The organism is Streptomyces griseorubiginosus, assembly GCF_001514195.1.
GTDB classification, from domain to species: domain Bacteria; phylum Actinomycetota; class Actinomycetes; order Streptomycetales; family Streptomycetaceae; genus Streptomyces; species Streptomyces griseorubiginosus.
In genome coordinates this window covers 31,192-54,289 of the sequence record NZ_KQ948737.1, presented here as the reverse complement: position 1 = coordinate 54,289, position 23,098 = coordinate 31,192, and the positions used below count along the sequence as shown (strand labels likewise).

Below are 23,098 nucleotides of genomic sequence, written 5' to 3'. Positions count from 1 at the left end.
GGCCCCTTCTGCAACCGTCGTACCTCCGAGGAGAGTGGAGGCACGAACTCGAGGAGGACCCCATGTGCCGCACCGTCACCGTCGGTCTGGACGGTTCACCCGAGAGCCTCGCTGCCGCGGAGTGGGCCGCCGACGAGGCATGGTTGCGCGCGATCCCACTGCGCCTCGTGCACGCCGGGGACCAGCCGCTGCACGACTACGTACCGTTCGCGGGTCACCCCGTGGAGACTCCCGGCATGGACCGTGCCGTTGCGCGAGGTCGCGGCGGTCCTCGCGCATCGCCGGCCCGGGCTGCGTCTGAGGTGGGACCGGCTCGACGGGAGTCCGGCGGCCGCGTTGACCGGTGCGGCCCGCGAGGCGGACCCTCTGGTCCTCGGATCGAGGGGGCTCGGCCGTACCACCGGCCATCTGCTCGGTTCCGTGGCCTCGGCCGTTCTGGCCCGGGCCGAGCGGCCGGTCGTCCTCGTCCGGGCCGCGGCCGATCGACGGCCGGACGGGGCGGGAATCGCGTGGCAGCACGGTGCGGAACGTGATGTGGTCCTCGGCCTCGACCTGCGCGACGGCCAGACCGAAACCGTCCTGGACTTCGCCTTCGACACCGCTGCACGCCGTCGGGCGGCTCTGAAAGTCGTCCACGGCTGGAACCCCTCCGCCCTTCAGGACGCCGGCCCCGACGACGAACAACCGGGCCGCCGGGCCGAGATCCTCGCTGAAGCGCTACGGCCCTGGCGGGACAAGTACCCCCAGGGCGAGGTGGCCGAGGAGGCTGTGGTCGGCACCGCCGGATCGCATCTGGTGGACGCCTCGCGGGACGCCGGGCTCCTCGTCGTGGGCCGCAGGCGCCGCTCCGCGCAGCTGGGCCCGCACATCGGCCCGGTGACGCACCACGTCCTGCGGGAGGCGGTCCCGCCGGTGGCGGTCGTGCCGCACGACTGAGCCGCTCCCCGCGCCCGTCGGTCCGGCGACGGCTCAGGCGCCGGGCGCGGTGAGGCGGATCCCTGTGACCAGATCCGGCCGGATGCGGACCGCGTAGTCCATGGTCTGCTCCGCCCAGGGTCGCAACAGCGCCTGGTACCGGGCCAGTTCCTCCGGATCTGTGATCAGGCGGGCATAGCCCGTGACCACCACGCTCCAGCCGAGATGGGTGTCCGGGTCGATGTCGTCGGCCTCGTACGCCACGACGACTCCGAGATCCCGAGCCTGCCGGGTTCGTGTCGTCAGAGCCGCGCCTGCATGGGTGCGGATGACGATGTCGCCGTCGGCCAGGACGTGGTTGACCGGGCGGATCGTCGGCAGCGCCTGCTGGGTGAAGACGATCCGCCCGAAGGAGACACTGCCCAGGAGCCGCAGTGCCTCGACGCTGTCGATACCCGTGCTGCGGCGGGGCTCGAAAGGGACGGGCTGGGCGTTGCCGAGGATCATGGCGGATTCCCTGAGAACGTGCGGATCGTTTGTTCGTGGTTGAAACATCTGAGCCGCTCGACGCCGGTGCCGACAGGGCCGATCGGCCCCGATGCGGTACCCACCCGGACCCTCCGCATGCGGAGACGAGATCTGTGTGGTGCTGACGGCCGCGACGACAAGGGGCTCCCCGGACTTCGTCCCGGGGAGCCCCTCGCCCCTGCTAACCCTGCCTCTCGCCCGCCCCGCCGCCCCGCCACGGAGGCGGTTCTGCGCCCCGGCGGGCGGCATCCGCGCGGTGCGTCAGGCGCTCCACCAGGCCGCGCAGCCGGTCCTGCAGCCGGTCGGCGAGCTCGTGCGCGCTCGCCTCCCGGGCGTGCACGACCACCACGTCGCGTCCCACCCGTATCTCACCGCCCGCCGTCCAGGGCAGCCCGGCGTGATGCGCGATCGCACGGGAGATCCGCACCTCACCGATGGCGGGCGGGAGACCCGGGCGGTCGAGTGCCGCCCGCACCTTGGCCCGGATGTAGGCGAGCTCCTGCTCGTCCACGTCGCCCTCGGCCCGAACCCCGACGGGCCCCGCGACGGGGTCGACGGCCCCGGTCTTCCTGGGAGTCATGCGTGCCACCCCTTCGATCTCGTGCCGACGATTCCAGAGTGGCCGGTGTGCCACGCCGCTCCCAGAGGCCACTCGGCCCTCCGGTGGGGCCGTCGGGTCCCGCCGGAGGGCGTTGGGCCGGACGTCCCCCGGTTGCCCCGTACGGCCCAAGCCCCGCTGCCGGCCCCGGCAGCAGACTGGCAGGCAAACGGACATCGACCGGGGAGGACGACGGACATGAGCGTGCGCGTGGGCATCAACGGCTTCGGCCGTATCGGACGCAACTACCTGCGCTGTGTGCTGGAGCGCGCCGAGAACGGCACCGGCACACCGGTGGAGGTCGTCGCCGTCAACGACATCACCTCGCCGGCGGCACTGGCCCATCTGCTGGCCTACGACTCGACGTACGGTCGCATAGGCCGCCCCGTCGAGCACGACGAGGGCTCCCTGACCGTGGACGGGCACCGCATCACGGTCACCGCCGAACGCGACCCGGCCGCGCTGGCCTGGAGCGAGCTCGGCGTCGACATCGTCATCGAGTCCACAGGGCGGTTCCGCACCCGCGAGCAGGCCGGGGCCCATCTGAAGGGCGGAGCGCGCAAGGTGCTGCTGTCCGTACCGGGCAAGGACGTGGACGCCACACTCGTCATGGGCGTCAACGAGGGCACCTACGACCCCGAGCGCGACCACGTCGTGTCCAACGCCTCCTGCACCACCAACTGCGTGGCCCCCATGGTGAAGGTGCTCGACGAGCACTTCGGCCTGGTCAAGGGGCTGATGACGACCATCCACGGCTACACCAACGACCAAGTCGTCCTGGACGGCCCGCACAAGGACCTGCGGCGTGGCCGCACCGCCGCCGTCAACATCATCCCCACCTCCACCGGGGCCGCCCGCGCGGTCGGCCTGGTGCTTCCGGAGCTCGCCGGCACGCTGGACGGGATCGCCGTACGGGTGCCGGTCGAGGACGGGTCGCTGACCGACCTCAGCGTGGTGCTGGAACGGCCGGTGACGGCCGAGGAGGTCAACGCGGCCTTCCGCGAGGCCGCCGACGGGCCGCTCAAGGGCGTCCTGCGAGTGTCCGACGCTCCGATCGTCTCCCGGGACATCGTGGGAGACCCCGCGTCCTGCGTCCTGGACGCCCCGCTCACCCAGACGCACGGCGACCTGGTCAAGGTGTTCGGCTGGTACGACAACGAGTGGGGTTACACCAACCGGCTCGTCGACCTGACCCAGTACGTCGGCGAGCGCCTGCCGCGCATCTGACCCCACGGCCACGCGTGCGGGACCACCGCTCGCCTGATCCCGTACCGTCCGGACCCCCGGACCACTACCGTGGCACTCGACGGTACTGGCCCGGCCGGGGAGCTGGAGGATCACACGTGGGTGGCTCGGACGGAACCGAAAAGGCCCGCATCAGGCTGCCGCAGCTGAGGCTGGACGAGCTCCTGGAGGAATTGCAGGCCCGACTCGACGCGGCCCGCGGCACCCGCGACCGGGTGCACAGCCTCCTGGAGGCGGTGCTCTCGGTCGGCCGTGAACTGGATCTGGAGCAGGCGCTGCACAGCATCGTCGAGGCGGCCGCCGCACTGGTGGACGCCCGGTACGCGGCACTCGGCGTGATCGGCCCCGACGGCAGGAGCCTGTCCGCCTTCCACACCGTCGGAGTCACCGACGAGCAGATCGCCAGGATCGGACCCTATCCGGAGGGCCACGGCATCCTCGGGGAGCTGATCCGCCACCCCGAGCCGCTGCGGCTGACCAAACTGTCCTCGCACTCCGCCTCGTACGGGTTCCCACCCCACCATCCGCCGATGAACACCTTCCTCGGCGTCCCGATCCGGGTCCGGGACCAGGTCTTCGGCAACCTGTACCTGACCGAGAAGCGAGGAGGCGTGCAGTTCGACGAGGAGGACGAGGCCGTGCTGTCGACGCTGGCGGTGGCCGCCGGCGTCGCCATCGACAACGCCCGCCTCTACGAGGACTCCCGCCTGCGCGAGCGCTGGCTTCAGGCCAACGCGGAGATCACCCACAACCTGATGTCGGGCGGCGCGCACACGGAGGTTCTCCGGCTGATCGCGGACCGGGCCCGGGAGAACACCGGCGCCGCCCTCGCCCTGGTCGCGACCCCTATGGGAGACACCGAGTCGCTCACCGTGGAACTTGCCGTCGGACAGGGAGCCGAGGCGCACCGAGGGCTCGTCCTTCCCTTGGACAGCAGTCTCATCGGACACGTCTTCGCTTCCGCCTCACCGGTGACCAGCGTGGATGTCTCCACCGACGAGAGGATCTCGTCGGCTCCCGAGCGCTTCGGCGGCCTGGGGCCGGCCGTCGGAGTGCCGATCGGCTCCGGCGCCGACGGGGTACGCGGGGTCGTCCTGCTGGTCCGCGAGGCCGGTCGGACCCCCTTCACCGACAAGGAGATCGAACCCCTGCGCGGTTTCGCCGCGCAGGCCGCCGTCGCGATGGAACTCGCCGAACGCCGCCGGGACGCGGAGGAGATCGCGGTGCTCAAGGACCGCGACCGCATCGCCCGCGACCTCCACGACCTGGCCATCCAGCGACTGTTCGCCACCGGCATGACCCTGCAGAGCGTCGGGCGCCGCATCGAGAACGCCGAGGCCGCCGAGCGCGTGGTACGCGCGGTGGACGACCTGGACGAGACCATCAAGATCATCAGGTCCACCATCTTCGGTCTGCGCTCGCGCGAGGACGGCGCCGGAACAGGGCTGCGGGCCCGGACCGTCCGGGTGGTGGGGGAGGCGGCACCGGTGCTGGGATTCGCCCCCAGCATCCGGATGGAGGGCCTTGTGGACACCGACGTGCCCCGGGAGACCGCCGACGACGTGATCGCCGTCCTCTCCGAGGCACTGACCAACGTGGCCCGGCACGCACGCGCCGGACGCGCCGACGTGGTCCTGGAGACCGACGGGCGCGAGGTCCGGCTGACCGTGTCCGACGACGGGGTGGGCATTCCGGCCGAGGGCCGCCGCAGCGGGCTGCGCAACATGGCCGAACGGGCGGAAGGGCTCGGCGGGGACCTGACCATTGACTCTCCCGAGGCGGGCGGCACCACCCTGGTGTGGCGGGTCCCGGTGACCGACTGAGCCGACTCGGCAACAGGGGCCCGGCGGACAGGTGTTACGGTCGGGCGACCCATCGCTCTGTTTCGCGTGCCCGACGACCGTTGACGGTGAACCTCTCAGCACACCGCCTCCAGGAGGCCTTGGCGCGGGGGGCCGTTCGACCGCTGCGGACCGTTCCTGCCGGTGGCTGGTCGTCGTAAGGTCCCGAGGGGAGCCGCCTGTCCCGGCTCCCCTCGGACCCCGGAGAAACCGCGTACTCACCGGGTGAGCGCCGAGGCGTCCCGCTGCTCCGGTCCGGCCGGTTCCGCGCCTCCCATGTCCAGGCGGAACGGTGGGTACTGGTCCGTCATCAGGGCGACATAGGCCGCGACCCTCAGCACCCAGCGGTTGAGGCCGAGCACCAGGTCGAAGATCTGCTTCGGGTACTTCTCGGTGAAGGTCAGAATCACGGCCGCGACGAGCGTCAGCACGGCGATCAGCCCGCCGTCCCACCAGCCCCTGCGCAGGCCGCCGAGGAAGAACCCGATGACGACGTAGTGCGGAATGGCCAGCAGCCACCACTTCACCAGCACCAGACCGCGGGAGAGGTGCTCGGGGTAGGCGACGTCCAGCCGTGCCGGATAGTCCGGCTCCTCCTTGAGGCTGAACGGCGGATAGCGGTCCGTGGCGAGGGCGCCGTAGGAGTAGTACGCGACGCGCCAACTCCAGCGCAGCACGCCGAGATTGAAGTCGAACAGGGGGAGTGGGTACCGCCCGGTGAACAGGATGGCGAAGAACGCGACCACGCTCACGAAGACGAAGCCGACCCAGAGGAAGAACAGCACCACGTAGTGGGGGATGACCAGGATCCACTTCACCAGCCACAGCCATCGTGACAACGGCGCGTCGAGCACCGCTTCGACCCGGACCGGTCGGTCCGGTACTCCAGTCAGGGTCGTCATCTCGATCAGCTCCTTCGCCCCGGGCGGGACAGCCGAAACCCCTCCTGTGTCCAGCGTGAACGCCGCACGCACGCGGCCGCCAGGGCCGTCCGGACCCGCCGACGGGTCCGAGGGCCCAGGCCGGACGAACCTGCGCCAAGACCGGCACCAGGACCAGCCGAGGCGCCTGAGCGTGGGACCACCTCCGTCCGCGGGCACGGCTCAGGACCTTGACAGGGACCGATCGGCCCATGTGCTTCGCACGCCGACGACGGAGTCTGTTGTCAGGACGCGGTACGCCCGCTCAGGAGGGCACGGCCGTTCGTATCTCGGGAGCACCGGAGGCCACCATGCACGGCACCCCGCACACCGTCGCAGACGTGATGACCCGCACCGTCGTCGCCGTGGTGGGCGACACGGTCTTCAAGGACATCGTGAAGGCCATGAGCCGGTGGCGCGTGAGCGCCCTGCCTGTCGTCGACGGTGGCCACCGGGCCCTGGGTGTGGTGTCCGAGGCGGACCTGCTGCCCAAGGAGGAGTTCCACGACGGCGACCCGGACCGATACGCCCGGCTGCGCCGTCTTTCCGACCTGGCCAAGGCCGGGGCGCGAACCGCCGAGGAGTTGATGACGGCGCCCGCCGTCACCGTCAGGGCCGACGAGACCCTCGCCCGGGCGGCGCGGATCATGGCGCGCGGCAAGGTCAAGCGACTGCCCGTGGTGGACGCCGACGGAGTCGTGGAGGGGATCGTGAGCCGTTCGGACCTGCTCAAGGTCTTCCTGCGGGACGACGAGGACATTGCGGACGAGGTACGTCATCAGGTGGTCGCGTTCCTCTTTCCCGATCCGGAGAAGCCGATCCGGGTGGTGGCGCACGACGGTGTCGTGACCCTGACCGGGCGGGTGCGCGACACCTCGATCGTGCCGGTCGCGGTCCGTCTTGTGAGGGCCGTGGAAGGAGTCGTCGGCGTGGACTGCGAGCTTCTGGGTCCACCCCGCAGGCCGGATCTCGACGCGGACCTTCCCGACGCCCCACCTACGGACGATGCAGCCCAGGACCGCGAGATCGCGTCGGACGGCTGCTCGTCCTGACGGACGTGCCGGGACGGCCCTGTCGGAGGTCCGTCCGCTCACAAAGCGGTTCGAGAGGAAGGGACAGGGGGTGTCGGACCATGGCAGGGACGAGGCACGCGCGTATGAGGAGGAAGCTGCTGTGGCGGTGGCGGCGCAATCCGCTCCGTCGGCGCAGTGACAGGGTGGAGACCTGGATCGTCCTGACCACCTGGATCGTGGCCCTGGCCGGCGGCCCGCTCGCGGGAAAGGCGGCGGGCTCGGCCATGGAGGACGACCTCGCCCACCGGAGAGCCGCTGTGCACGCCGTGTCCGCGGTGCTCACCGAGGACGCGGACGCAGCGCCCGCCGTCACGGAGGACGGCATCGGTGACATGGTGCACGCGAAGGTTCGCTGGACGGCCCCCGACGGTTCCGCACACACCGGACTGACCCGGATCGAACCGGGGCGTGTGAAGGGGAGCCCGGTCGCCGTGTGGATCGATCGCCAGGGCGACCTGGTCCGTGCACCGCTTGCTGCCGACCAGGCGGGTCTGCAGTCGGCGTTGACGGGCGTGCTGGTCGCGGCCGGTACCGGCGCCGTTGCCTTCGGCTGCGGCCGACTCGCCCGGCTCCGTCTGGACCGTCGGCGGATGCGGGACTGGGAGTCGGAGTGGGCGCGCGTCGCGCCGAGCGGGGGAAGGACATGACCGGCGCGGCAGAAGGGCAAGGACGTGACCGGGCGAAAGAGCCCGACCGGATCCCTCGCAGGGCGGACCGGCTTACGCGCGTGCCCCTCCTCGCGCGTGACGCTTGAGTCGTCAAGAGGGAAGGAGACGGCGGACATGGACGGCATGCTCGAGCGGCTCACCGGCCGGCCGACCCTGCCCGACCTGTTCGGCTGGGTCGAGACCGGGCTTCCCGTGGTGCACACGCGCCGGGGACGCACGGTATCCGCATCGAGGAGCGGTTGACGGACGGCACGTACGTCCTGCGCGCGGAGCTGCCTGGCGTCGACCCCGCGAAGGACGTCGAGATCACCGTCACGGAGGGGGTGCTCGTACTGCGCGCGGAGCGGACCGAGGAGACCGAGGACAAGCACCACACCGAGTTCCGCTACGGCACCTTGACCCGTTCCGTACGGCTCCCGGCCGGAGCCGAGGGTGACGATGCCACGCCAGAGTACGAGGACAGCGTGCCCACCATCACGGTTCCGGTATCGGAGCTGGAGACGGGGGCGAGGACCATTCCGTGCAGCAGGGCTGAACGCGTGCAGCGGTGAGCGGGAGCAGTGGGTGTGCACCCGGACCGTTGCCCAGGCGCACACCCACTCACGGCGTGCTGCCACTGGGCCTCGCTCCTGGCCTCCCAGGCGGGGGCCGAACGGCCTCTGGCGGCGCCCGGCCGACCGCGCGACCGTGATGGTGGACCCCTGAGCCGTACACCCGCACGGTACGACGAAAGGCGGTGAGGACGATGGAGCTGCCCCTGATCGTGGGAGTCGACGGATCGGACTTGAGCCTGGTGGCGCTCGACCGGGCGACGGACGAAGCGGTCCGGCACGGCACCGCCGGGGAGCGCGTCCAGCGGCGCCGTCCCGAGGTGAAGGCTTCGGCGGACGTGGTTGCCGAAGACGCGGCGGTGGAGGTGCTGTTGCGTGCGGGCCACAACGCCTGCGCGCTGTTGACGGGCTCCCGTGGACGCGGCGGGCTGAAGGGCTTGCTGCTCGGCTCGGTCGGTCTGACCGTGGCCGCCCGGGTCGTCGGTCACCGGCTCGCCGAGCGGCTCGTGGGACCCCGAACCGGTCCCGTCACCAAAGGGGCCGTCCAGCACCTCGACTGTCCGGTCGCTGTGGGCCGCACCCCTGAGGACTCGGCAGCGAGGGAGTGAACGCCATGTATCCGAACCACCACGACATGTCAGGCTGGGACTGGTTCGCCGCATCGGTCGGCGGGGTCCTGTTCTGGGCCCTGATCATCACCGTCGCCGTCCTGCTGTACCGATCCCTGACGGTTGGTCCGCAGCAGCCGCCCACCCACGTCCCACCGTCCCCCGAGCAACTGCTCGCCGAGCGCTTCGCCCGGGGCGAGATCGACGAGGAGGAGTACCGGCGCCGTATGTCCGTGCTGGACTCCGACGACGTCGGTCTCACCAAACGCTGAGGGGAGGTGGCAGCCATGCATGCGCCTCCGTACGACGAGGAGACCGTCACGGCGTTGGTGACGGCCGCGACGGCCGCTCCCTCGCTGCACAACGCCCAGCCGTGGCAGTTCTGTTGGCGCTCCGCCACACGCACTGTCGAACTGCGCGCCGACCTCCGCCGCGCGATGCCCCGCACCGACCCCGACCACCGTGCCCTGCACCTCGGTTGCGGCGCGGCCCTGTTCAACCTTCGCGTTGCGGCGGCGCACCTGGGCCTGGACATCCAGTCCCGGCTGCTGCCCGATCCATCCGACCCGTACCTGCTGGCCGCGGTCCGCATCGGTGGCCTCGGCCCGCCCGACCGCGAAGCGTCCACGCTGTTCCCCGCGATCGAGCGGCGCCACACCAGCCGCCAGCCGTTCGCCGACCGGCCTGTACCGGCCGACGTGCAGCAGGCGCTGCGGGACGCCGCCGCCCGGGAGGGCGCACAGCTCCTCTTCCCCGGTGCATGGCACCTGGAGGCCCTGCTCGACCACGTCCGGGATGCGGAGGGGCGCGACGCGCTGGATCCGGAGCGCCTGGAGGACCTGCGGCGGTGGACTCACAGGGGCGCACAGGCCACCGACGGGATCCCGGACCACGCCCTCGGGCCGCGCCCACGCTCCGGCCGCTGTCCGCAGGTGCGCTTCGAGGAGGAGCAGGTGGAGGGGCCCGCCACTGCGGCCCTGTTGCGGGCGGCCGCACAAGCGGACGTGCTCGTGCTGGGCTCACGAGGGCTGAGCGGTTTCACGGGATTCCTGGTGGGATCGGTCGCCCTCGGCGTCGTCGCGCGGGCCGCTCGGCCGGTCGTCCTCGTACCGGCGGGCGGAACGGGCGCGGACGGGTACGAGACCGCCGGGCCCCAGGGGAGCGGTCGGCGGGACGTGGTCCTGGGACTCGACCTGGCGGACCCGTGCGACGAGGTGATCGAGTTCGCCTTCGAGGCCGCGCGGGATCGTGGGAGCCGGCTGCGGGCGGTGCATGCCTGGCAGTCGCCTGTGCCGTTCGGATTCGGTCCCGGGGAGATCGGTCTGATCGAGGCGCCGTGGCGCGCCGACGAATGGCGGGACTTCATGGCCGCCGTCCTGCAGACCTGGCGCGACAAGTACCCCGGCGTCGAGGTCGTCGAGACCCTCACCGAGGGCCGGCCCGCCGCTCCGTTGATCCACGCTGCCTCCGGAGCGAGCCTGCTCGTCGTGGGCCGCCGGATCGCGCAGGGGCCGGCGCCCGCCCGTACCGGGCCCGTCGCGCACGCAGTCATCCAACACGCCGGCTGCCCCGTGGCCGTCGTTCCCCATGAGTGAGATCCATCAGCGAGAGCCATGAGCGAGATCCCACGAGCGAGAGGTCTGGAGCCGTGATGAGCACGCCGACGAAGTACGTGTACACGTTCGCCGAGGGCAGCCGGGAGATGGCCGCACTCCTGGGCGGCAAGGGCGCCGGACTGGCCGAGATGACCCGGCTGGGACTGCCCGTGCCGCCCGGGTTCACGGTGACGACCGAGGCCTGCAAGGTCTATCTGGCCACCGGCGAGGAGCCGCCCGAACTGGGTGTCGAGGCCGCCCGGGCCCTGGCCGGACTGGAACACGCCATGGGCCGCACCCTCGGCGCCGACGACGACCCGCTGCTGGTGTCCGTCCGCTCGGGCGCTCGCTTCTCGATGCCCGGCATGATGGACACGATCCTCGACATCGGCCTGAACGACGACTCCGTCGCCGGGTTCGCCAAGGTGACCGGTGACGAACGCTCCGCCTGGGACTCCTACCGGCGCCTCGTGCAGATGTTCGGCCACACCGTGATGGGGGTGGACGGCGACCTGTTCGAGGAAGCCATCGCCGCCCACCGGACCGCGCTGGGAGTGGCCACCGACCACGAACTCGCCACCACCGAACTCGTCGTGCTGGTGGAGGAGTTCAAGGCGCTGATCCGCAGGGAGACCGGCGAGGACTTCCCCCAGGACCCGGCCGAGCAGCTCGCCCGCGCCGTCCGTGCCGTCTTCGACTCCTGGAACGGCGAACGCGCCCGTGTCTACCGCCACCGTGAGCACATCCCCGAGGACCTGGGCACGGCCGTCAACGTGCAGGCCATGGTCTTCGGCAACCTCGGTCCGGATTCCGGCACCGGAGTCGCCTTCACCCGCGATCCCGCCACCGGCGCGCGCGGGCTGTACGGCGACTACCTGCCGGACGCCCAGGGCGAGGACGTCGTCGCGGGCGTACGTGACGCGCTGCCGATCAGCGAGATGAAGCAGCTCGACCCCCGCTCCTACGTCGAACTGGGCGACCACATGCGGACGTTGGAGGGCCACTACCGCGACCTGTGCGACGTCGAGTTCACCGTGGAGCGCGGGCGGCTGTGGATCCTGCAGACCCGCGTCGGCAAGCGCACCGCCGAGGCCGCCTTCCGTATCGCCCACGACCTGCGCGAGGAGGGCACCGTCACGGCGGACGAAGCCCTCACCCGGGTGAGCGGCGCCGAACTCACCCGCCTGATGTTCCCCCGCTTCGACGTCAAGGCCACCGACGCGCCCCTCGCCCACGGGATCCCCGCCTCGCCGGGTGCCGCCGTCGGCGCCGTCGTCTTCGACTCCGCCGAGGCCGTACGGCGGGCCGCCGCCGGTGAACAGGTGGTCCTGGTCCGCAGGGAGACCACCCCCGACGACCTGCCCGGCATGATCGCCGCCCAGGCGGTGCTGACCAGCCGGGGCGGAAAGACCAGTCATGCGGCGGTCGTGGCCCGCGGGATGGGCAAGGTGTGCGTGTGCGGCGCGGAGGACCTCTCCGTCGACCCCGTCGCGCGCCGCTTCAGCACCTCTTCCGGCACGGTGGTCCACGAGGGCGACACCGTCTCCGTCGACGGCACCGCGGGCACCGTCCACCTCGGCGCCCTGCCGCTGACCGCGTCCGACGTCGGTCGCGCACTGGAGTCCGGCACGGGCGAGGGGGCGCTCACCGAGGCCGTCCTCGGCGCGCTGGCACACGCCGACGCGGTCCGGCGTCTTCAGGTGCGTGCCAACGCCGACACACCCGAAGACGCGGTACGGGCACGGGCGTTGGGCGCCCAGGGCATCGGACTGTGCCGCACCGAGCACATGTTCCTCGGTGAGCGCAGGGCCCTGGTCGAGGCGATGATCCTGGCCCGCGACGACACCGCGCGCGCTCAGGCGCTGGAGGCCCTGCTGCCGCTCCAGCGCGCGGACTTCACCGCCATCCTGGAGGCGATGGACGGCCTGCCGGTGACGATCCGGCTCATCGACCCGCCGCTGCACGAGTTCCTGCCCGACCGCACCGAACTCGCCGTCCGCCTCGCCCAGTCGGTCCACCCGGACCCCCACGACCGTCAACTCCTGGACGCCGTCGAGCGGATGCACGAACAGAACCCCATGCTGGGCCTGCGCGGGGTCCGTCTGGGCCTGGCCGTGCCCGGGCTGATGGCCATGCAGGTGCGGGCGATCGCCGAGGCGGTCGTACGGCGCGTGGGCGACGGCGGCCGACCGTGCGCCGAGATCATGATCCCGTTGGTCGGCACGGTGGAGGAACTCCGCCTGGCCCGCGCGGAGACCGAACGGGTCCTTGCCGAGGTCGCCGCCGAGACCGGCACACCGCTGGACTGCCCGATCGGCACGATGATCGAGCTGCCCCGCGCCGCGCTCACCGCGGCCCGGATCGCCGAGGGCGCCGACTTCTTCTCCTTCGGCACGAACGACCTGACCCAGACGACCTGGGGGCTGTCCCGCGACGACGCCGAGGCCTCCTTCTTCCCGCTCTACCTGGACAAGGGCGTCTTCACGGTCTCGCCCTTCGAGTCGATCGACCAGGAGGGCGTGGGCAGGCTGGTGGAGATGGCCGTCGCGGCGGCCCACGAGGTCGATCCGGGACTGGAGACGGGCGTGTGCGGCGAGCACGGCGGTGACCCGGCCTCCATCCACTTCTTCCATCGGGCGGGCCTGGACTATGTCTCCTGCTCGCCCTTCCGCATCCCGGCGGCGCGTCTGGAGGCCGGCCGGGCGGCGCTCGTCGACACCACGGCCACCAGCGAGACGAGGTGATCCCTCGACGGGGGACGCTGGGTGGCCCTCACCCGGAAGGCGGGCAGTGGTGGTGAACGCATCCGACCGGGCACGCAGCCTCCGGCACACCGCCGCGCACCAGGGACTCGGCGATGCCGCGGTCGTCCTCCACGACCAGCACCCGCGTCTCCTCGGCACCGCCTCTGGTCCGGCCGCTCGCCCCGAACGCCGGGGCGAGCGGCTGCGGGTCAGTGATCGTCCCCGTCGCCGCCCGAGGCAGTCTTGGAGTAGCCGTCGTGCCACGCGGCCTTCGCCCCCGAATCACCGATGCGGTAGACGTCCACGGAGGCTCCAGCGGCTATGACGAGTGACAGAACGGCCATCGCGATGCGCACCGGCGCGGCGGACGGGCGTATGCCGCGCGACGTCTCGGACCCGGACGTGGTGGCGCGGCGGGCCGCCCACCAGACGAGGACCGCCAGAAGGAACAGGCCTCCGGCCCAGGGCAGCAGGCCGTCGCCGAGGTCGGCGTGCCGACGCACCAGGGCATTGCTGTCGACGTGTGCCTCCAACCACTCCCCGGCCTGCGTGGCCAGGGGAACGCTCACGAGGGTGACCAGGGCCAGCAGCGGCAGCACGATGCCCATGCGCTGCGCCGCGCTCGGCCAGATCGCGCAGACCGCGAGTGCCAGTGCGGTGAGCGGAACGAGCACGACGACGAAATGCACGATCAGAACATGCGCGGGCAGGCCGTTGATCAGGCTCATAGGTGTTCCTCCAGCAGGTTGGTCACACGCGATGTGTCGAAGGCGCGCCAGCCTCGCACAGGAAGTTCTCAACCTCCTCTGAGCCCCTCGGACCATCTCCTACGTCGTGAGGCTGTCGAGCTGCGCGGAGCAACACAAAGATGGCAAGGGCGAGAACGTCCAGGCGGTTGCGGGGGAATGCCGCTCGTAGCGGAGGCTGAGTCGGCGGTCGCGGGACAGCGGCGAATCGGTGGAAGATTCCGGGCGGGTCCGCCGCCGGAGCGACCACGGAACCGTTCGCTCCAGGTGACCGGATCATCACCGAAAAGGCCTGCCGCTCGCTCCTCACCCAGGTCTGGAGAGGAACTCTCACCCGATCAAGTCGCCGGCTGGCGCCTACGGTTGGTCGAAAACATCGGATACCGGCTGAGACTTCCGTGAGCTGCCCACCGAAGCTGAGGCCAGCGATCCGAGAGGGACTGCCGTCCCAGGATTCAGACATCCCGATCGGCACCGGCGACGTTACCGCCCCCGGCCCCGAGAACCCTGCCTCACCGGACTCGACGACTGCTGTGCGGGCCTGCCGCGGACCGCGAAGGTGGCGAGCGAACCGGGCGTCGACCTCGGCCGTCTCGGCATCGCCGGGGAGAGCGTGGGAGGCGGCCCCGCCGCAGGGAGCCACCACCTCTGTGATGCCGCACCGGCATCACAGAGGTGTAAACAGGTCTTGGACGCCGAACGGTTCCCACGACCAGGCTGGAGGCATCCCGAGCGAGAGGCACCTCACCATGAAGGTATTCGTCACTGGCGGCTCCGGTTACATCGGGCAAGCCGTCATTCACCGTCTGCGTCGGCACGGACACACCGTCACCGCCCTCGCCCGCAGCGAAAGCTCCGCCACGGCGGTCAGCTCCGCGGGCGCCACGGCGGTTGACGGATCCCTGACCGACCTTGCCGGCCTGAACCAGGCCGCCGCACGCGCGGAGGCCGTCATCCACCTCGCGCAGGCCGACACCGGCGAGGCCGACCTCGCCGCGGCCACCGCGATGCAGGACGCCCTGGGCACCGGCACCTACATCCACACCGGCGGCACATGGGTCTACGGCAACACCCACGGCCTCGTCGACGAGGACGCCCCCTGGGACCCGCCCCAGCTGGTCGCCTGGCGCCGCCCCGTCGAGGACGCGGTCCTGGCCCGGGCCGAACACGGAGGCCACCCGGTCGTCATCCGCGCCGGACTGGTCTACGGCGGAGCCAACCGGCTCATCGACACCTTCTTCACCCAACCGGGCGCCGCGGCCGGAGCCATCCCCTACATAGGGGACGGCTCCCAGCACTGGGCCCTGATCCACGTCGACGACCTCGCCGACCTGTACGTCGCCGCCCTGCACGCAAAGCCCGGCTCGGTCTACGCGGGCGTGGGCGGCATCAACCCCACCGCACACGACGTCGCCCAGGCCATCAGCACCGGCCAGGGGCTGCACGGCAAGATCCGCTCCCTCACGCTCGACGCGGCCCGCGCCCAGATGGGCTCCATCGCCGACGCCTTCGCCCTGGACCAGCAGCTCACCCCCGCCCGCGCCCTGACAGAGTTGAACTGGCAGCCCCAGCACACCCGCCCCCTCGACCATTTCGCCCGCAGCTGACCCCACCTCCAGGCAGCCCGGCCCGAACAAGAAAGATCCCCTATGGACGTGGACCTGAGGAGACTGCGCTACTTCGTCGCAGTCGCCGAGCAACTCCACTTCGGCCGGGCTGCCGACGCCCTGCACATCGCCCAGCCCGCCCTCTCCCGACAGATCCGCGCCCTCGAAGACGATCTCGGCGTCGCCCTGTTCCTCCGTGACCGGCGCGGCACCACCCTCACACCGGCCGGCCGGCAACTGCTGCACGACGCCGGACCACTGCTGGCCGCGGCGCAGGCTGCCGTCCGCCGCTGCGTACAGGCCGCTGCCCCCACGCAGCGGTTCACCATCGCCTTCATGCCCGGCATCACCGTCACAGCAGCTGTCAAAACCCTGACCGCGCAGCACCCGCACCTCGACATCCGGCTGCTGCGCACCAGTTGGGACAACCAGACCGAAGTGGTCCTGGACGGCCGTGCCGATGTCAGCATCGTCCGGCTGCCTGTCGATCCCCAAGGCCTCCGGATCCAGCCGCTGTTCACCGAACCCCGCGTGGTCGTCATCGCGCGCGACCACCCCCTGGCCGGCAAAGACGCACTCAGCCTCACCGATCTGGCCGGCGCCCATCTGCTTCAGGATCCCGCAGCAGTGCCCGAATGGCAGGCAGAGACCCGCGCACCCCACGCCAACGCGCCGACAGCAGTCCCGGTCGCACACAGCGTGGAGGAAAAACTCGAACTCGTGGCCACCGGCGCCGGCTTCTGCGTCCTGCCCCAGTCGACCGCATCTTTCTACACCCGGCCCGACGTCGTCGTCCGGCCCGCACCCGGCCTCGCCGACAACGAGGTCGCTCTCGTCTGGAGCAAGGCCCACGAGACACCACTCGTCCACGCCTTCGGCGCCGCCGCGCACCAACTCCAGCCCTGAACACACCAGACGGCATCCTGGCCGGCGTCGTCCCGGCACCCAGCGAAGACCAGCGAAGGTTCACCACCTGTGCAAGGACGCCAACCGCCCGCAGGGGCCACCAGGTTGCGGGTCCTTCAAGCGGAGCAGTCGGGCTGGTCGCCGAGGCCGACGGGGGTCGCCGTGCCGGAGAGGTACCTGTCGAGCATCTCGCGCCGCTGGGCGATCTGCTGCTCCTGGCGGGCGAGTTCGTCGCGGACCCGCCGGACGCGGGCCAGGAGTTGTGCGCACTCGCCGGCAGGCGGGGTCGGTGTGGTGCAGGGAAGGATGTCCCGGATGACCTCGGAGGGCAGTCCCGCGCGGTAGAGATCCTGGATGAAGGCCACCTGGCGTACGGCGTCCTCACCGTAGTCCCGGTAGCCGTTGGAGCGGCGGTCGCTGGAGAGCAGCCCTTGGTCCTCGTAGTACCGGAGCGAACGGGTGCTGGCCCCGGTAGCCCTGCTGAGTTCTCCGATGCGCACGCCGTCTCCTCCACCGAGCCAGGCTTGACATTGACGTCAATGTCAAAGTTTACCGTCCTGGACATGAGGAGCAGAGAAGACATGAGGCGGCGCACTGCGGTCGTGACCGGCGCCGCGACGGGCATCGGGGCCGCGATCACCGAGCGCCTGGCCGGAGAAGGAATGCATCTGGTTCTGGTCGCACGGGACGGCACACGCCTGGAGGCAGCGGCCAAACGCCTGCACGACGAGCACGGGGTCGAGGTGTCGACGCTGGCGCTGGACCTGTCGCACCAGGGCGCTCCCTCCCACCTGGCCGCGTGGCTGGCGCGTGCGGGAACCCATGTCGACGTGCTGGTCAACAACGCCGGCGTCGGCTTGCTGGAACCGGTCGCCGCAAGCGATCCCGCGCGGGTGCGGGCACTGGTCGACCTCAATGCCGGTGCGGTGGCGGAATTGACCGCGCTCCTGCTGCCCGCCATGGTCGCGCGGGGGAGGGGAGTGATCGTCAACATCGCGAGCACCGGTGCTTACACGCCTGCTCCGTATGCGGCCGCCTATGCGGCCTCGAAGGCTTTCGTGCTCTCCTTCACCCAGGCGCTGTGGGCCGAGACAAGAGCGACGGGGGTACGGGTCGTGGCGGTCAGTCCCGGGCCGACCGACACTGCGATGATGACACGGCGCATGCGGGGAAAGCGTGCGCCGGATGCCGTCGCGGACACCGTCATGGCCGCCGTGCGCGGCCGCGGCCCCGCAGTCGTCGACGGCCGTCTCAACAGGGTCCAGACGTTCGTCTTCAGCCGCCTGTTGCCCGCGTCGGTCGCCACCCTGATCGCGGAACGAGCCTTGCGCAAGGCGGCGCGCGGTGATTGAAGCTCCGCGTCCGCCCCGGATCCATGACGTCCTGCCAAGAAGCAGCACGGCGATGGTCGACTCCCCATCCGGCTGCGCGGAGAGCCAAGTTACAGCCCTGATCAGCGCATTGCCTGGCCGTCCGACCGCACGGTACATGGTTCTGTCCGGCGGGAGTTGAGGGTCAGTCGGTGTCAGTGGCTCCTGGCATGATCGCGACCATGACGACGTCGAACGTGCGAGAACTTGTTCTGCGGACCGCCGAGAAGCATGGCGTCCCGGAGCCGGTGGCACAGGAGTTGCTCGCCCACTCCCGACCGTGCCTCCACCTGGTCCACTTCCAGGACCTGACGCCCGCCCAGCAACAAGGGGCCCGACCCGTCGCGCGCACGGGAGGCCTCCCCTGCCTGCCGGAGGGCGTCGACTGGCCCGAGGGGCGCAAACCTCTGGTGTTGACCGTCGATTGCGGAGCGCTCCCTCGCGAAGCCCTGGACATCGAACTGCCGTCCGACGGCAGCCTGTTGTTCTTCACCTCGATCGAGTACGAGCCGGAGTCATCGGTGGTGCTCCACGTACCTGCCGACGCGTCGACCACGCAACGCTCGGCGGCGTACGAGCTCGACGGCCGGCCGGAGCAGGTCCGGGTCTACGAACCGGACGTTCTGTATCCCGTACCGGGACTGACCGTCTCACCCGATTGGCGCGACGCCCCGGCGACCAGCGCGTTTCTCGGCAGTGGGGTCGACGGGGACGACGTCCTGGACAACTTTGAGGACGCCGTGCGGAGAGCCGCAGCGGGCGGGGCGTCCTACGGAGTCGCCGTCCAGTTGGGAGGTTTCTCGAGCCCCTGGCAGTCGGCACCGGACGAGGGAGACCTTGTCCTCCTCGCACAGATACACGGTCAGGCGATCGACCTCGACGTCTACACCCAGACCCTCATTGTCGGCACGCGCGAGGACATCGCCGCACGCCGGTACGAAGCCTTGGAGTTCGAGCAACAGGTCTGAACACCCACCGGACCTTCCCTGCAAACCCTAACCGGCACGCCCGGACGAGTTCTCCGGTCACCGCTCCGCGCCCTGGGTCAGGCACTCGATCAGATAGTCGCCCGTGCCGTCGTCGATGATCACGCCGTGGGTCTCGCTGCGGAAGCCTGGGAAGCAGCGGTCGAAGGACTCCAGAGCGGTGAGATAGCGCAGCAGCGGCCCGTCGAGTGCGCCGACGGATTCGCCCGGCATCAGCACCGGGATTCCGGGCGGGGTGACCGTCACCATGGCGGCCGCCACTCGGCCCGCCGCCTCCGAGATGCGGACCCGTTCGGTCTCCCCTCGCACCAGCCGCTGGTAACAGTGCTGAGGTGGCGCGACGGGCTGAGGGAGCTGCTGAAAGGCTGTGTCCAGGAGCTCCACCAGGCGTACCGAGCGCAGTTGCTCGTGCATCTCCTGGCACAGCCCGTGCAGGGTCAGGCCGGCGTACCGGCGGGGGTACGCGGCGACGGCTTCCGGCAGTACGCGCTCCAGTGGGGCGTCCGCGTCGTAGAAGGCCTTGAAGTCCGTCAGGGCGTCCAGCAGGGTGCCCCACTTGCCCTTGGTGATGCCCATGGAGAAGAGGACCAGAGTGGTGTAACTGTCGGTCTTCTCCACCATGACCTTCCGGGTGGCCAGATAGGCGGTGAGCACCCGGGCCGGGATGCCTTCCTCGGCCATGTCGCCGGTGGCGTTGATCCCCGGACAGGTCAGCGTGACCTTGACGGGGTCCAACATGCAGTGGCCCTCGGTCAGTCCGGGGAAACCGTGCCAGTCGGCGCCGGGTTCCAGCAGCCAGCAGGACTGCTCGGTGCGCAGCAGTTCCGGCGGGGCTTCCTCGAACGGCAGCCGTTCACCGGTCAGCGGGTCGGTGACCGTGTCGGGCTGCCACACCCCGAAGAACCACGGCGGCCGGTCCCCGGCGCTCTCGATCCGCCGACGCAGGTGCACCATCTCCTGACGGAAGCGGATCGCCTCGGTCACCGCTTCGTCGATCAGCCACTCGCCCTGCGGGCCGTCCATCATCGCGGTCGCCACGTCGAGCGAGGCGATCATGGGGTAGAGGGGCGAGGTGGTGCCGTGCATCATCAGGGCCTCGTTGAACCGGTCATGCTCCACCGGTGCTCGCGGTGCGGATCGCACATGCACCATCGCACCCTGCGACAGCGCTGCCAGCAACTTGTGCGTGGACTGGGTCGCGAACACGGTCGGGCGGTCCTGGCCGGGGAAGGTCTGTTCGTCCATCGACATGCCGTAACGGCCGGCGTAGAGCGGGTGGAAGCGGGCGTACGCGAACCATGCCTCGTCGAAGTGCAACCGGGGCGTGCTGGCGGCGAACGCGCGAGCGGTGGGAGCGGCGTCATAACTGAGGCCGTCGTATGTGGAGTTGGTGAACACCGCGTACTGGGGGAGTGGGGACACCGCGCCCTCGGTGAGCGGGTTGGCGGCGATCCGGGCCGCCACCGTGTCCGCGGCGATCTCGGCCGCGGATAGCGGGCCCGCCAGCCCGTAGCCGTTGCGGGTCGGTACCAGGTAGACCGGCCGGGCGCCCGAGACGACCAGGCCGTGCAGTACGGACTTGTGACAGTTGCGGTCCACCAGGGCGATCTCGTCGCGGGTGACGCTGAAGTGGCCGACCAGGCGGTTGCACGTGGAGTCGCCGTGCAGCACGAAGTAGGTGAGTTCGGAGCCGAACACCCGGGCCGCGTTGCGTTCCGCCTCGCCGATCGGCCCTGTGTGCTCGAACAGCGAGCCCAGTTCCTCCACCGAGATCGACAGGTCGCTGCGCAGCAGGCGCTCCCCGAAGTAGTCGTGGAAGGCGCGTCCCGCCGGTGACTTGAGGAAGGCGACACCGCCGGAGTGGGCCGGGGTGTGCCAGGAGTACTCGTGGGCGTCGTCGAAACGGCGTAGTGCCCGGAAGAACGGCGGCAGCACTGCTTCCCGGTAGGCGCGGGCGGCGGTGGTGATGCGGCCCGCGATGAAGCCCGGTGTGTCCTCCAGCGGCCAGACGTAGCCCACGACAGACTCGGAGACCCACAGCGGCAGGTTCCCCAGGCCCTCGTCGGCCATCACCAGGAAGACCGGCAGGTCCTTGAACCGCCGGCCGATCCGTTGCAGCACGGCGCTGCCGCCCGGTGTCCCGTCGAGGGTGCGGCCCGTCCGGGCGAACGAGCGGGCCGGCGCGGCGAGCGCGGTGCCGGGCCCGTCGCCGGAGACTTGCGGAAGGTCCCAGGCCACCAGTGCGGCAGCCAGACCGGCTTCGGTCCGCAGTACGGCGTCCGCGTCCTCGGCCGTGACCGCCCACCGGACTTCGAAGCCGGCTGTCTCGATCGCGTCCCGGATCATCCGTAATTGCTGGGGTCCGGCACCCTCGCCCTGCGGGTGTTTCGGTACCGCGACCAGGATCCTGCTGTCGGCCATGCGATCTCCCGCCCTCCGCGGCGGCGCCCCCGGCCGCACCATGCCAGTGTCCTGACGGCGCACCGGGCGGAACGGCGGCCGGGTCGGCAAACCACCGCTACGGCGGAAACCGACGTCCGGACGTTGACGTGCAAGGAAGCTGGGGGTGCGCTGGAGCGACGAGATCCGTTGCCGAGCCCAGCCGGCGGCCGGCTGGGCTCGGGGGACGGTGGGCGTCGGTCGGGCGGGTCAGCGCTGGAGCGTGAGCAGGCCGGGGCGGTACGGCAGTTGGATGTAGGGGGTGCCCGACGGTGTGTTGGGGGAGAGCCCCTGGTAGAGCAGTTGCAGGTTGCAGGGATCGACGGTCATGGTCTGGTCGGGGTTGTTGCGGACCAGGTCGCCGTGACTGATGTCGTTGGTCCAGGTGGCGCCGCTGTTGGCCTTGCCGGCAAAGGGATTGGACTCGGTGGCGGCCTGCGGCGTCCAGGAACCGTTCAGGCTGGAGGCCGTGAACGAGCGGAAGAACCGCTGCTCACTCGCGCCCCGGGCCTCGACGATCATGAGGTACTGGTTCTGGCCCTGGACCTTGTAGACCTGCGGCGCCTCGAACAGGTTCTTCACCGTGTCGCTCATGATCGTCGTGTAGGACGAGCCGAAGCTGGCGGGGAAGTTCCCGAGCGGCATGCTCGACCTGTAGATCTTGCCGTTGTCGCCGGCGAAGAACAGGTACATGTTCTGGCCGTCGGCGATCACGGTCGGGTCGATCGCGCTGCCGTCGGGGACGCTGCCGGTGAACAGCGGCTGTGCGGCGGACCAGCCGTTGGGGTTGGTTGGGTCGCTCGACGTGCGGTAGACGAACGGCCACTGGGTGCCCCAGCCGTTCGAGGTGAGTATCCAGATGTTCTTGGGCGCGAAGTAGAGCAGCGTGGGCGCCACCGCACCCTGGCTCATCCCGGTCTGGCCGGCCGACGCCATGTCCGACCAGTTCGTGAAGGGACTGAACGCCATCGACTTCCATGACGACCCGTCAGAGGCGGTCGCGTAGACGAGGTGCTTGCCGTTGTACGTCACGGTGGTGAAGTCCTTGAGCGCCGCCCATCCGTTGGCGGGCTGCGCCAGTGGGCCGGTCGAGCTCCACTTGTAGGTCGACGGAAGAGTGCAGGTGCCGCCGGCCGGTGCGGTCAGCCCGGTCCACTTCTGGTTGTTGCCGCCGCCGCAGTTCCACAGCTGCACCGCAGTGCCGTTGGCCGTTGCGCCGCCCGACACGTCCAGGCACAGCCCGGACTCCACGGCGACGATCGTGCCGTCGGAGTTGACGCGCCACTGCTGGTTGGTGCCACCGTTGCAGGACCAGATCACGGGCCGGGTGCCGGCCGTGGTGGCGTGGCCCGGAACGTCCAGGCACTTGTTGCCGTAGACCGTCAGCTGGTTGTTGTCCGTCAGCGTCCACTGCTGGTTGGACGCGCTCGTGCAGTCCCAGATCTGCACGTTGGTGCCGTCGCTCTGGCCGGCGCCCGACACGTCGAGGCACCGGCCGGAACCGACTCCGCGCACGGCGGCTGTGGTGGCCGCCTGAGCCGGAACGGCGACGAGCAGCGCTGCGACCGCGAGGAGGGCCGCGAGCATCACGGACAGATGCTTACGGCGGGGTGGATGCCTGAGCATGGAGTCCTCATTCCTGAGTGAGCGTTCGGGATGTCGAACGATGGTCGAAGAGTCGAGCAGATGTGAGGCGGAGAGCGGCAAGATCTATTGCGCAGGAGGGATCGATTTACTTCCCTGATACATGGGATGGAT

Annotated in this window: 21 protein-coding genes and 2 pseudogenes; 16 read left to right on the top strand and 7 right to left on the bottom strand. The window is 70.6% G+C overall.

The annotated features are described in order from the left end of the window. Window positions 1-62: 62 nt before the first annotated feature. Together AQJ54_RS47595 and AQJ54_RS18800 are read left to right on the top strand one after the other, a co-directional pair. Window positions 63-164 (top strand): annotated as a pseudogene (locus AQJ54_RS47595) (universal stress protein); the annotation flags it as partial. Window positions 165-249: 85 nt separating this feature from the next. After that, window positions 250-936 (top strand): universal stress protein, encoded by a 687-nt coding sequence (locus AQJ54_RS18800; RefSeq protein ID WP_346265464.1) that lies wholly within the window; start codon window positions 250-252, stop codon window positions 934-936. Window positions 937-969: 33 nt separating this feature from the next. On the opposite strand, the gene AQJ54_RS18795 is transcribed toward AQJ54_RS18800, so the two are convergent. Continuing rightward, window positions 970-1,422 (bottom strand): pyridoxamine 5'-phosphate oxidase family protein, encoded by a 453-nt coding sequence (locus tag AQJ54_RS18795; protein ID WP_062238773.1) that lies wholly within the window; start codon window positions 1,420-1,422, stop codon window positions 970-972. A gap of 202 nt (window positions 1,423-1,624) precedes the next feature. Next, on the bottom strand, window positions 1,625-2,023 hold the full coding sequence (locus AQJ54_RS18790; protein WP_062238772.1) for a hypothetical protein: 399 nt from the start codon (window positions 2,021-2,023) through the stop codon (window positions 1,625-1,627). A gap of 216 nt (window positions 2,024-2,239) precedes the next feature. Here AQJ54_RS18790 and gap point away from each other — a divergent pair, with 216 nt between their 5' ends. Both gap and AQJ54_RS18780 read left to right on the top strand, forming a co-directional pair. Continuing rightward, the gene (gene gap / locus AQJ54_RS18785) at window positions 2,240-3,268 is read left to right on the top strand and encodes a type I glyceraldehyde-3-phosphate dehydrogenase (protein ID WP_062238770.1); all 1,029 of its coding nucleotides are present in this window, start codon (window positions 2,240-2,242) and stop codon (window positions 3,266-3,268) included. A 116-nt stretch (window positions 3,269-3,384) separates the two neighbouring features. Continuing rightward, window positions 3,385-5,109 (top strand): GAF domain-containing sensor histidine kinase, encoded by a 1,725-nt coding sequence (locus tag AQJ54_RS18780; RefSeq protein WP_062238768.1) that lies wholly within the window; start codon window positions 3,385-3,387, stop codon window positions 5,107-5,109. Window positions 5,110-5,345: 236 nt separating this feature from the next. Here the strand turns inward: AQJ54_RS18780 and AQJ54_RS18775 are convergent, their stop codons facing one another. Then, on the bottom strand, window positions 5,346-6,029 hold the full coding sequence (locus AQJ54_RS18775) for a DUF4389 domain-containing protein (protein WP_062238766.1): 684 nt from the start codon (window positions 6,027-6,029) through the stop codon (window positions 5,346-5,348). A 329-nt stretch (window positions 6,030-6,358) separates the two neighbouring features. Between AQJ54_RS18775 and AQJ54_RS18770 the strand changes: the two genes are divergently transcribed. The 8 genes and pseudogenes from AQJ54_RS18770 (at window position 6,359) to ppdK (ending at window position 13,286) form a co-directional block, all read left to right on the top strand. Next, a complete protein-coding gene (locus AQJ54_RS18770; RefSeq protein ID WP_062019262.1) occupies window positions 6,359-7,099 on the top strand; it encodes a CBS domain-containing protein in 741 nt (246 codons plus the stop codon). A gap of 104 nt (window positions 7,100-7,203) precedes the next feature. Then, a complete protein-coding gene (locus tag AQJ54_RS18765; protein WP_062238764.1) occupies window positions 7,204-7,767 on the top strand; it encodes an Rv1733c family protein in 564 nt (187 codons plus the stop codon). Between the two features lie 135 nt (window positions 7,768-7,902). Continuing rightward, complete coding sequence (locus AQJ54_RS47395) at window positions 7,903-8,031, top strand: hypothetical protein (protein ID WP_279389246.1); 129 nt, start codon at window positions 7,903-7,905, stop codon at window positions 8,029-8,031. Further along, window positions 8,028-8,339 carry an Hsp20/alpha crystallin family protein gene (locus AQJ54_RS18760; protein WP_243659379.1) on the top strand — a complete coding sequence of 104 codons (312 nt, stop codon included), beginning with the start codon at window positions 8,028-8,030 and terminating at the stop codon, window positions 8,337-8,339. The genes AQJ54_RS47395 and AQJ54_RS18760 overlap by 4 nt, the downstream gene beginning before the upstream one ends. A gap of 194 nt (window positions 8,340-8,533) precedes the next feature. Further along, window positions 8,534-8,815, top strand: a pseudogene (locus AQJ54_RS18755) (universal stress protein); the annotation flags it as partial. Window positions 8,816-8,952: 137 nt separating this feature from the next. Next, entirely contained in the window at window positions 8,953-9,219 is a 267-nt protein-coding gene (locus AQJ54_RS18750; RefSeq protein WP_062019256.1) for an SHOCT domain-containing protein, read from the top strand. A 15-nt stretch (window positions 9,220-9,234) separates the two neighbouring features. After that, on the top strand, window positions 9,235-10,542 hold the full coding sequence (locus AQJ54_RS47590) for an Acg family FMN-binding oxidoreductase (RefSeq protein WP_346265463.1): 1,308 nt from the start codon (window positions 9,235-9,237) through the stop codon (window positions 10,540-10,542). A 56-nt stretch (window positions 10,543-10,598) separates the two neighbouring features. Continuing rightward, window positions 10,599-13,286, top strand: a complete 2,688-nt coding sequence (gene ppdK / locus AQJ54_RS18735; RefSeq protein ID WP_062238759.1) for a pyruvate, phosphate dikinase — start codon at window positions 10,599-10,601, stop codon at window positions 13,284-13,286. A gap of 209 nt (window positions 13,287-13,495) precedes the next feature. Here ppdK and AQJ54_RS18730 read toward each other — a convergent pair whose 3' ends face one another. Next, window positions 13,496-14,014, bottom strand: a complete 519-nt coding sequence (locus AQJ54_RS18730) for a DUF2231 domain-containing protein (RefSeq protein WP_062238756.1) — start codon at window positions 14,012-14,014, stop codon at window positions 13,496-13,498. Window positions 14,015-14,781: 767 nt separating this feature from the next. Between AQJ54_RS18730 and AQJ54_RS18725 the strand changes: the two genes are divergently transcribed. Both AQJ54_RS18725 and AQJ54_RS18720 read left to right on the top strand, forming a co-directional pair. After that, the gene (locus tag AQJ54_RS18725) at window positions 14,782-15,639 is read left to right on the top strand and encodes an NAD-dependent epimerase/dehydratase family protein (RefSeq protein WP_062238754.1); all 858 of its coding nucleotides are present in this window, start codon (window positions 14,782-14,784) and stop codon (window positions 15,637-15,639) included. A 42-nt stretch (window positions 15,640-15,681) separates the two neighbouring features. Then, entirely contained in the window at window positions 15,682-16,545 is an 864-nt protein-coding gene (locus AQJ54_RS18720; protein WP_062238752.1) for a LysR family transcriptional regulator, read from the top strand. A gap of 116 nt (window positions 16,546-16,661) precedes the next feature. Here AQJ54_RS18720 and AQJ54_RS18715 read toward each other — a convergent pair whose 3' ends face one another. Further along, entirely contained in the window at window positions 16,662-17,045 is a 384-nt protein-coding gene (locus AQJ54_RS18715) for a MerR family transcriptional regulator (protein WP_062019212.1), read from the bottom strand. A gap of 63 nt (window positions 17,046-17,108) precedes the next feature. Between AQJ54_RS18715 and AQJ54_RS18710 the strand changes: the two genes are divergently transcribed. After that, on the top strand, window positions 17,109-17,897 hold the full coding sequence (locus AQJ54_RS18710; RefSeq protein ID WP_062238751.1) for an SDR family NAD(P)-dependent oxidoreductase: 789 nt from the start codon (window positions 17,109-17,111) through the stop codon (window positions 17,895-17,897). 200 nt (window positions 17,898-18,097) lie between these two features. Beyond that, entirely contained in the window at window positions 18,098-18,883 is a 786-nt protein-coding gene (locus tag AQJ54_RS18705) for a DUF1963 domain-containing protein (protein ID WP_079069973.1), read from the top strand. Between the two features lie 57 nt (window positions 18,884-18,940). Here AQJ54_RS18705 and AQJ54_RS18700 read toward each other — a convergent pair whose 3' ends face one another. Next, window positions 18,941-21,322, bottom strand: coding sequence for an Orn/Lys/Arg family decarboxylase (locus AQJ54_RS18700; protein WP_062238749.1), 2,382 nt, complete (start codon window positions 21,320-21,322; stop codon window positions 18,941-18,943). Between the two features lie 228 nt (window positions 21,323-21,550). After that, window positions 21,551-22,966, bottom strand: a complete 1,416-nt coding sequence (locus AQJ54_RS18695; protein WP_062019209.1) for a non-reducing end alpha-L-arabinofuranosidase family hydrolase — start codon at window positions 22,964-22,966, stop codon at window positions 21,551-21,553. Window positions 22,967-23,098 lie beyond the last annotated feature (132 nt).

What these genes read in the sequence shown, in the direction of transcription:
- AQJ54_RS18705 (WP_079069973.1), top strand. Translation starts at nt 18,098, where the DNA reads ATGACGACGTCGAACGTGCGAGAACTTGTTCTGCGGACCGCCGAGAAG.
- AQJ54_RS18695 (WP_062019209.1), bottom strand. Translation starts at nt 22,966, where the DNA reads ATGCTCAGGCATCCACCCCGCCGTAAGCATCTGTCCGTGATGCTCGCG.
- AQJ54_RS18775 (WP_062238766.1), bottom strand. Translation starts at nt 6,029, where the DNA reads ATGACGACCCTGACTGGAGTACCGGACCGACCGGTCCGGGTCGAAGCG.
- AQJ54_RS18710 (WP_062238751.1), top strand. Translation starts at nt 17,109, where the DNA reads ATGAGGAGCAGAGAAGACATGAGGCGGCGCACTGCGGTCGTGACCGGC.
- AQJ54_RS18725 (WP_062238754.1), top strand. Translation starts at nt 14,782, where the DNA reads ATGAAGGTATTCGTCACTGGCGGCTCCGGTTACATCGGGCAAGCCGTC.
- AQJ54_RS18790 (WP_062238772.1), bottom strand. Translation starts at nt 2,023, where the DNA reads ATGACTCCCAGGAAGACCGGGGCCGTCGACCCCGTCGCGGGGCCCGTC.
- AQJ54_RS47395 (WP_279389246.1), top strand. Translation starts at nt 7,903, where the DNA reads ATGGACGGCATGCTCGAGCGGCTCACCGGCCGGCCGACCCTGCCCGAC.
- AQJ54_RS18795 (WP_062238773.1), bottom strand. Translation starts at nt 1,422, where the DNA reads ATGATCCTCGGCAACGCCCAGCCCGTCCCTTTCGAGCCCCGCCGCAGC.
- AQJ54_RS18770 (WP_062019262.1), top strand. Translation starts at nt 6,359, where the DNA reads ATGCACGGCACCCCGCACACCGTCGCAGACGTGATGACCCGCACCGTC.
- AQJ54_RS18720 (WP_062238752.1), top strand. Translation starts at nt 15,682, where the DNA reads ATGGACGTGGACCTGAGGAGACTGCGCTACTTCGTCGCAGTCGCCGAG.
- gap (WP_062238770.1), top strand. Translation starts at nt 2,240, where the DNA reads ATGAGCGTGCGCGTGGGCATCAACGGCTTCGGCCGTATCGGACGCAAC.
- ppdK (WP_062238759.1), top strand. Translation starts at nt 10,599, where the DNA reads ATGAGCACGCCGACGAAGTACGTGTACACGTTCGCCGAGGGCAGCCGG.
- AQJ54_RS18730 (WP_062238756.1), bottom strand. Translation starts at nt 14,014, where the DNA reads ATGAGCCTGATCAACGGCCTGCCCGCGCATGTTCTGATCGTGCATTTC.
- AQJ54_RS18700 (WP_062238749.1), bottom strand. Translation starts at nt 21,322, where the DNA reads ATGGCCGACAGCAGGATCCTGGTCGCGGTACCGAAACACCCGCAGGGC.
- AQJ54_RS18765 (WP_062238764.1), top strand. Translation starts at nt 7,204, where the DNA reads ATGAGGAGGAAGCTGCTGTGGCGGTGGCGGCGCAATCCGCTCCGTCGG.
- AQJ54_RS18750 (WP_062019256.1), top strand. Translation starts at nt 8,953, where the DNA reads ATGTATCCGAACCACCACGACATGTCAGGCTGGGACTGGTTCGCCGCA.
- AQJ54_RS47590 (WP_346265463.1), top strand. Translation starts at nt 9,235, where the DNA reads ATGCATGCGCCTCCGTACGACGAGGAGACCGTCACGGCGTTGGTGACG.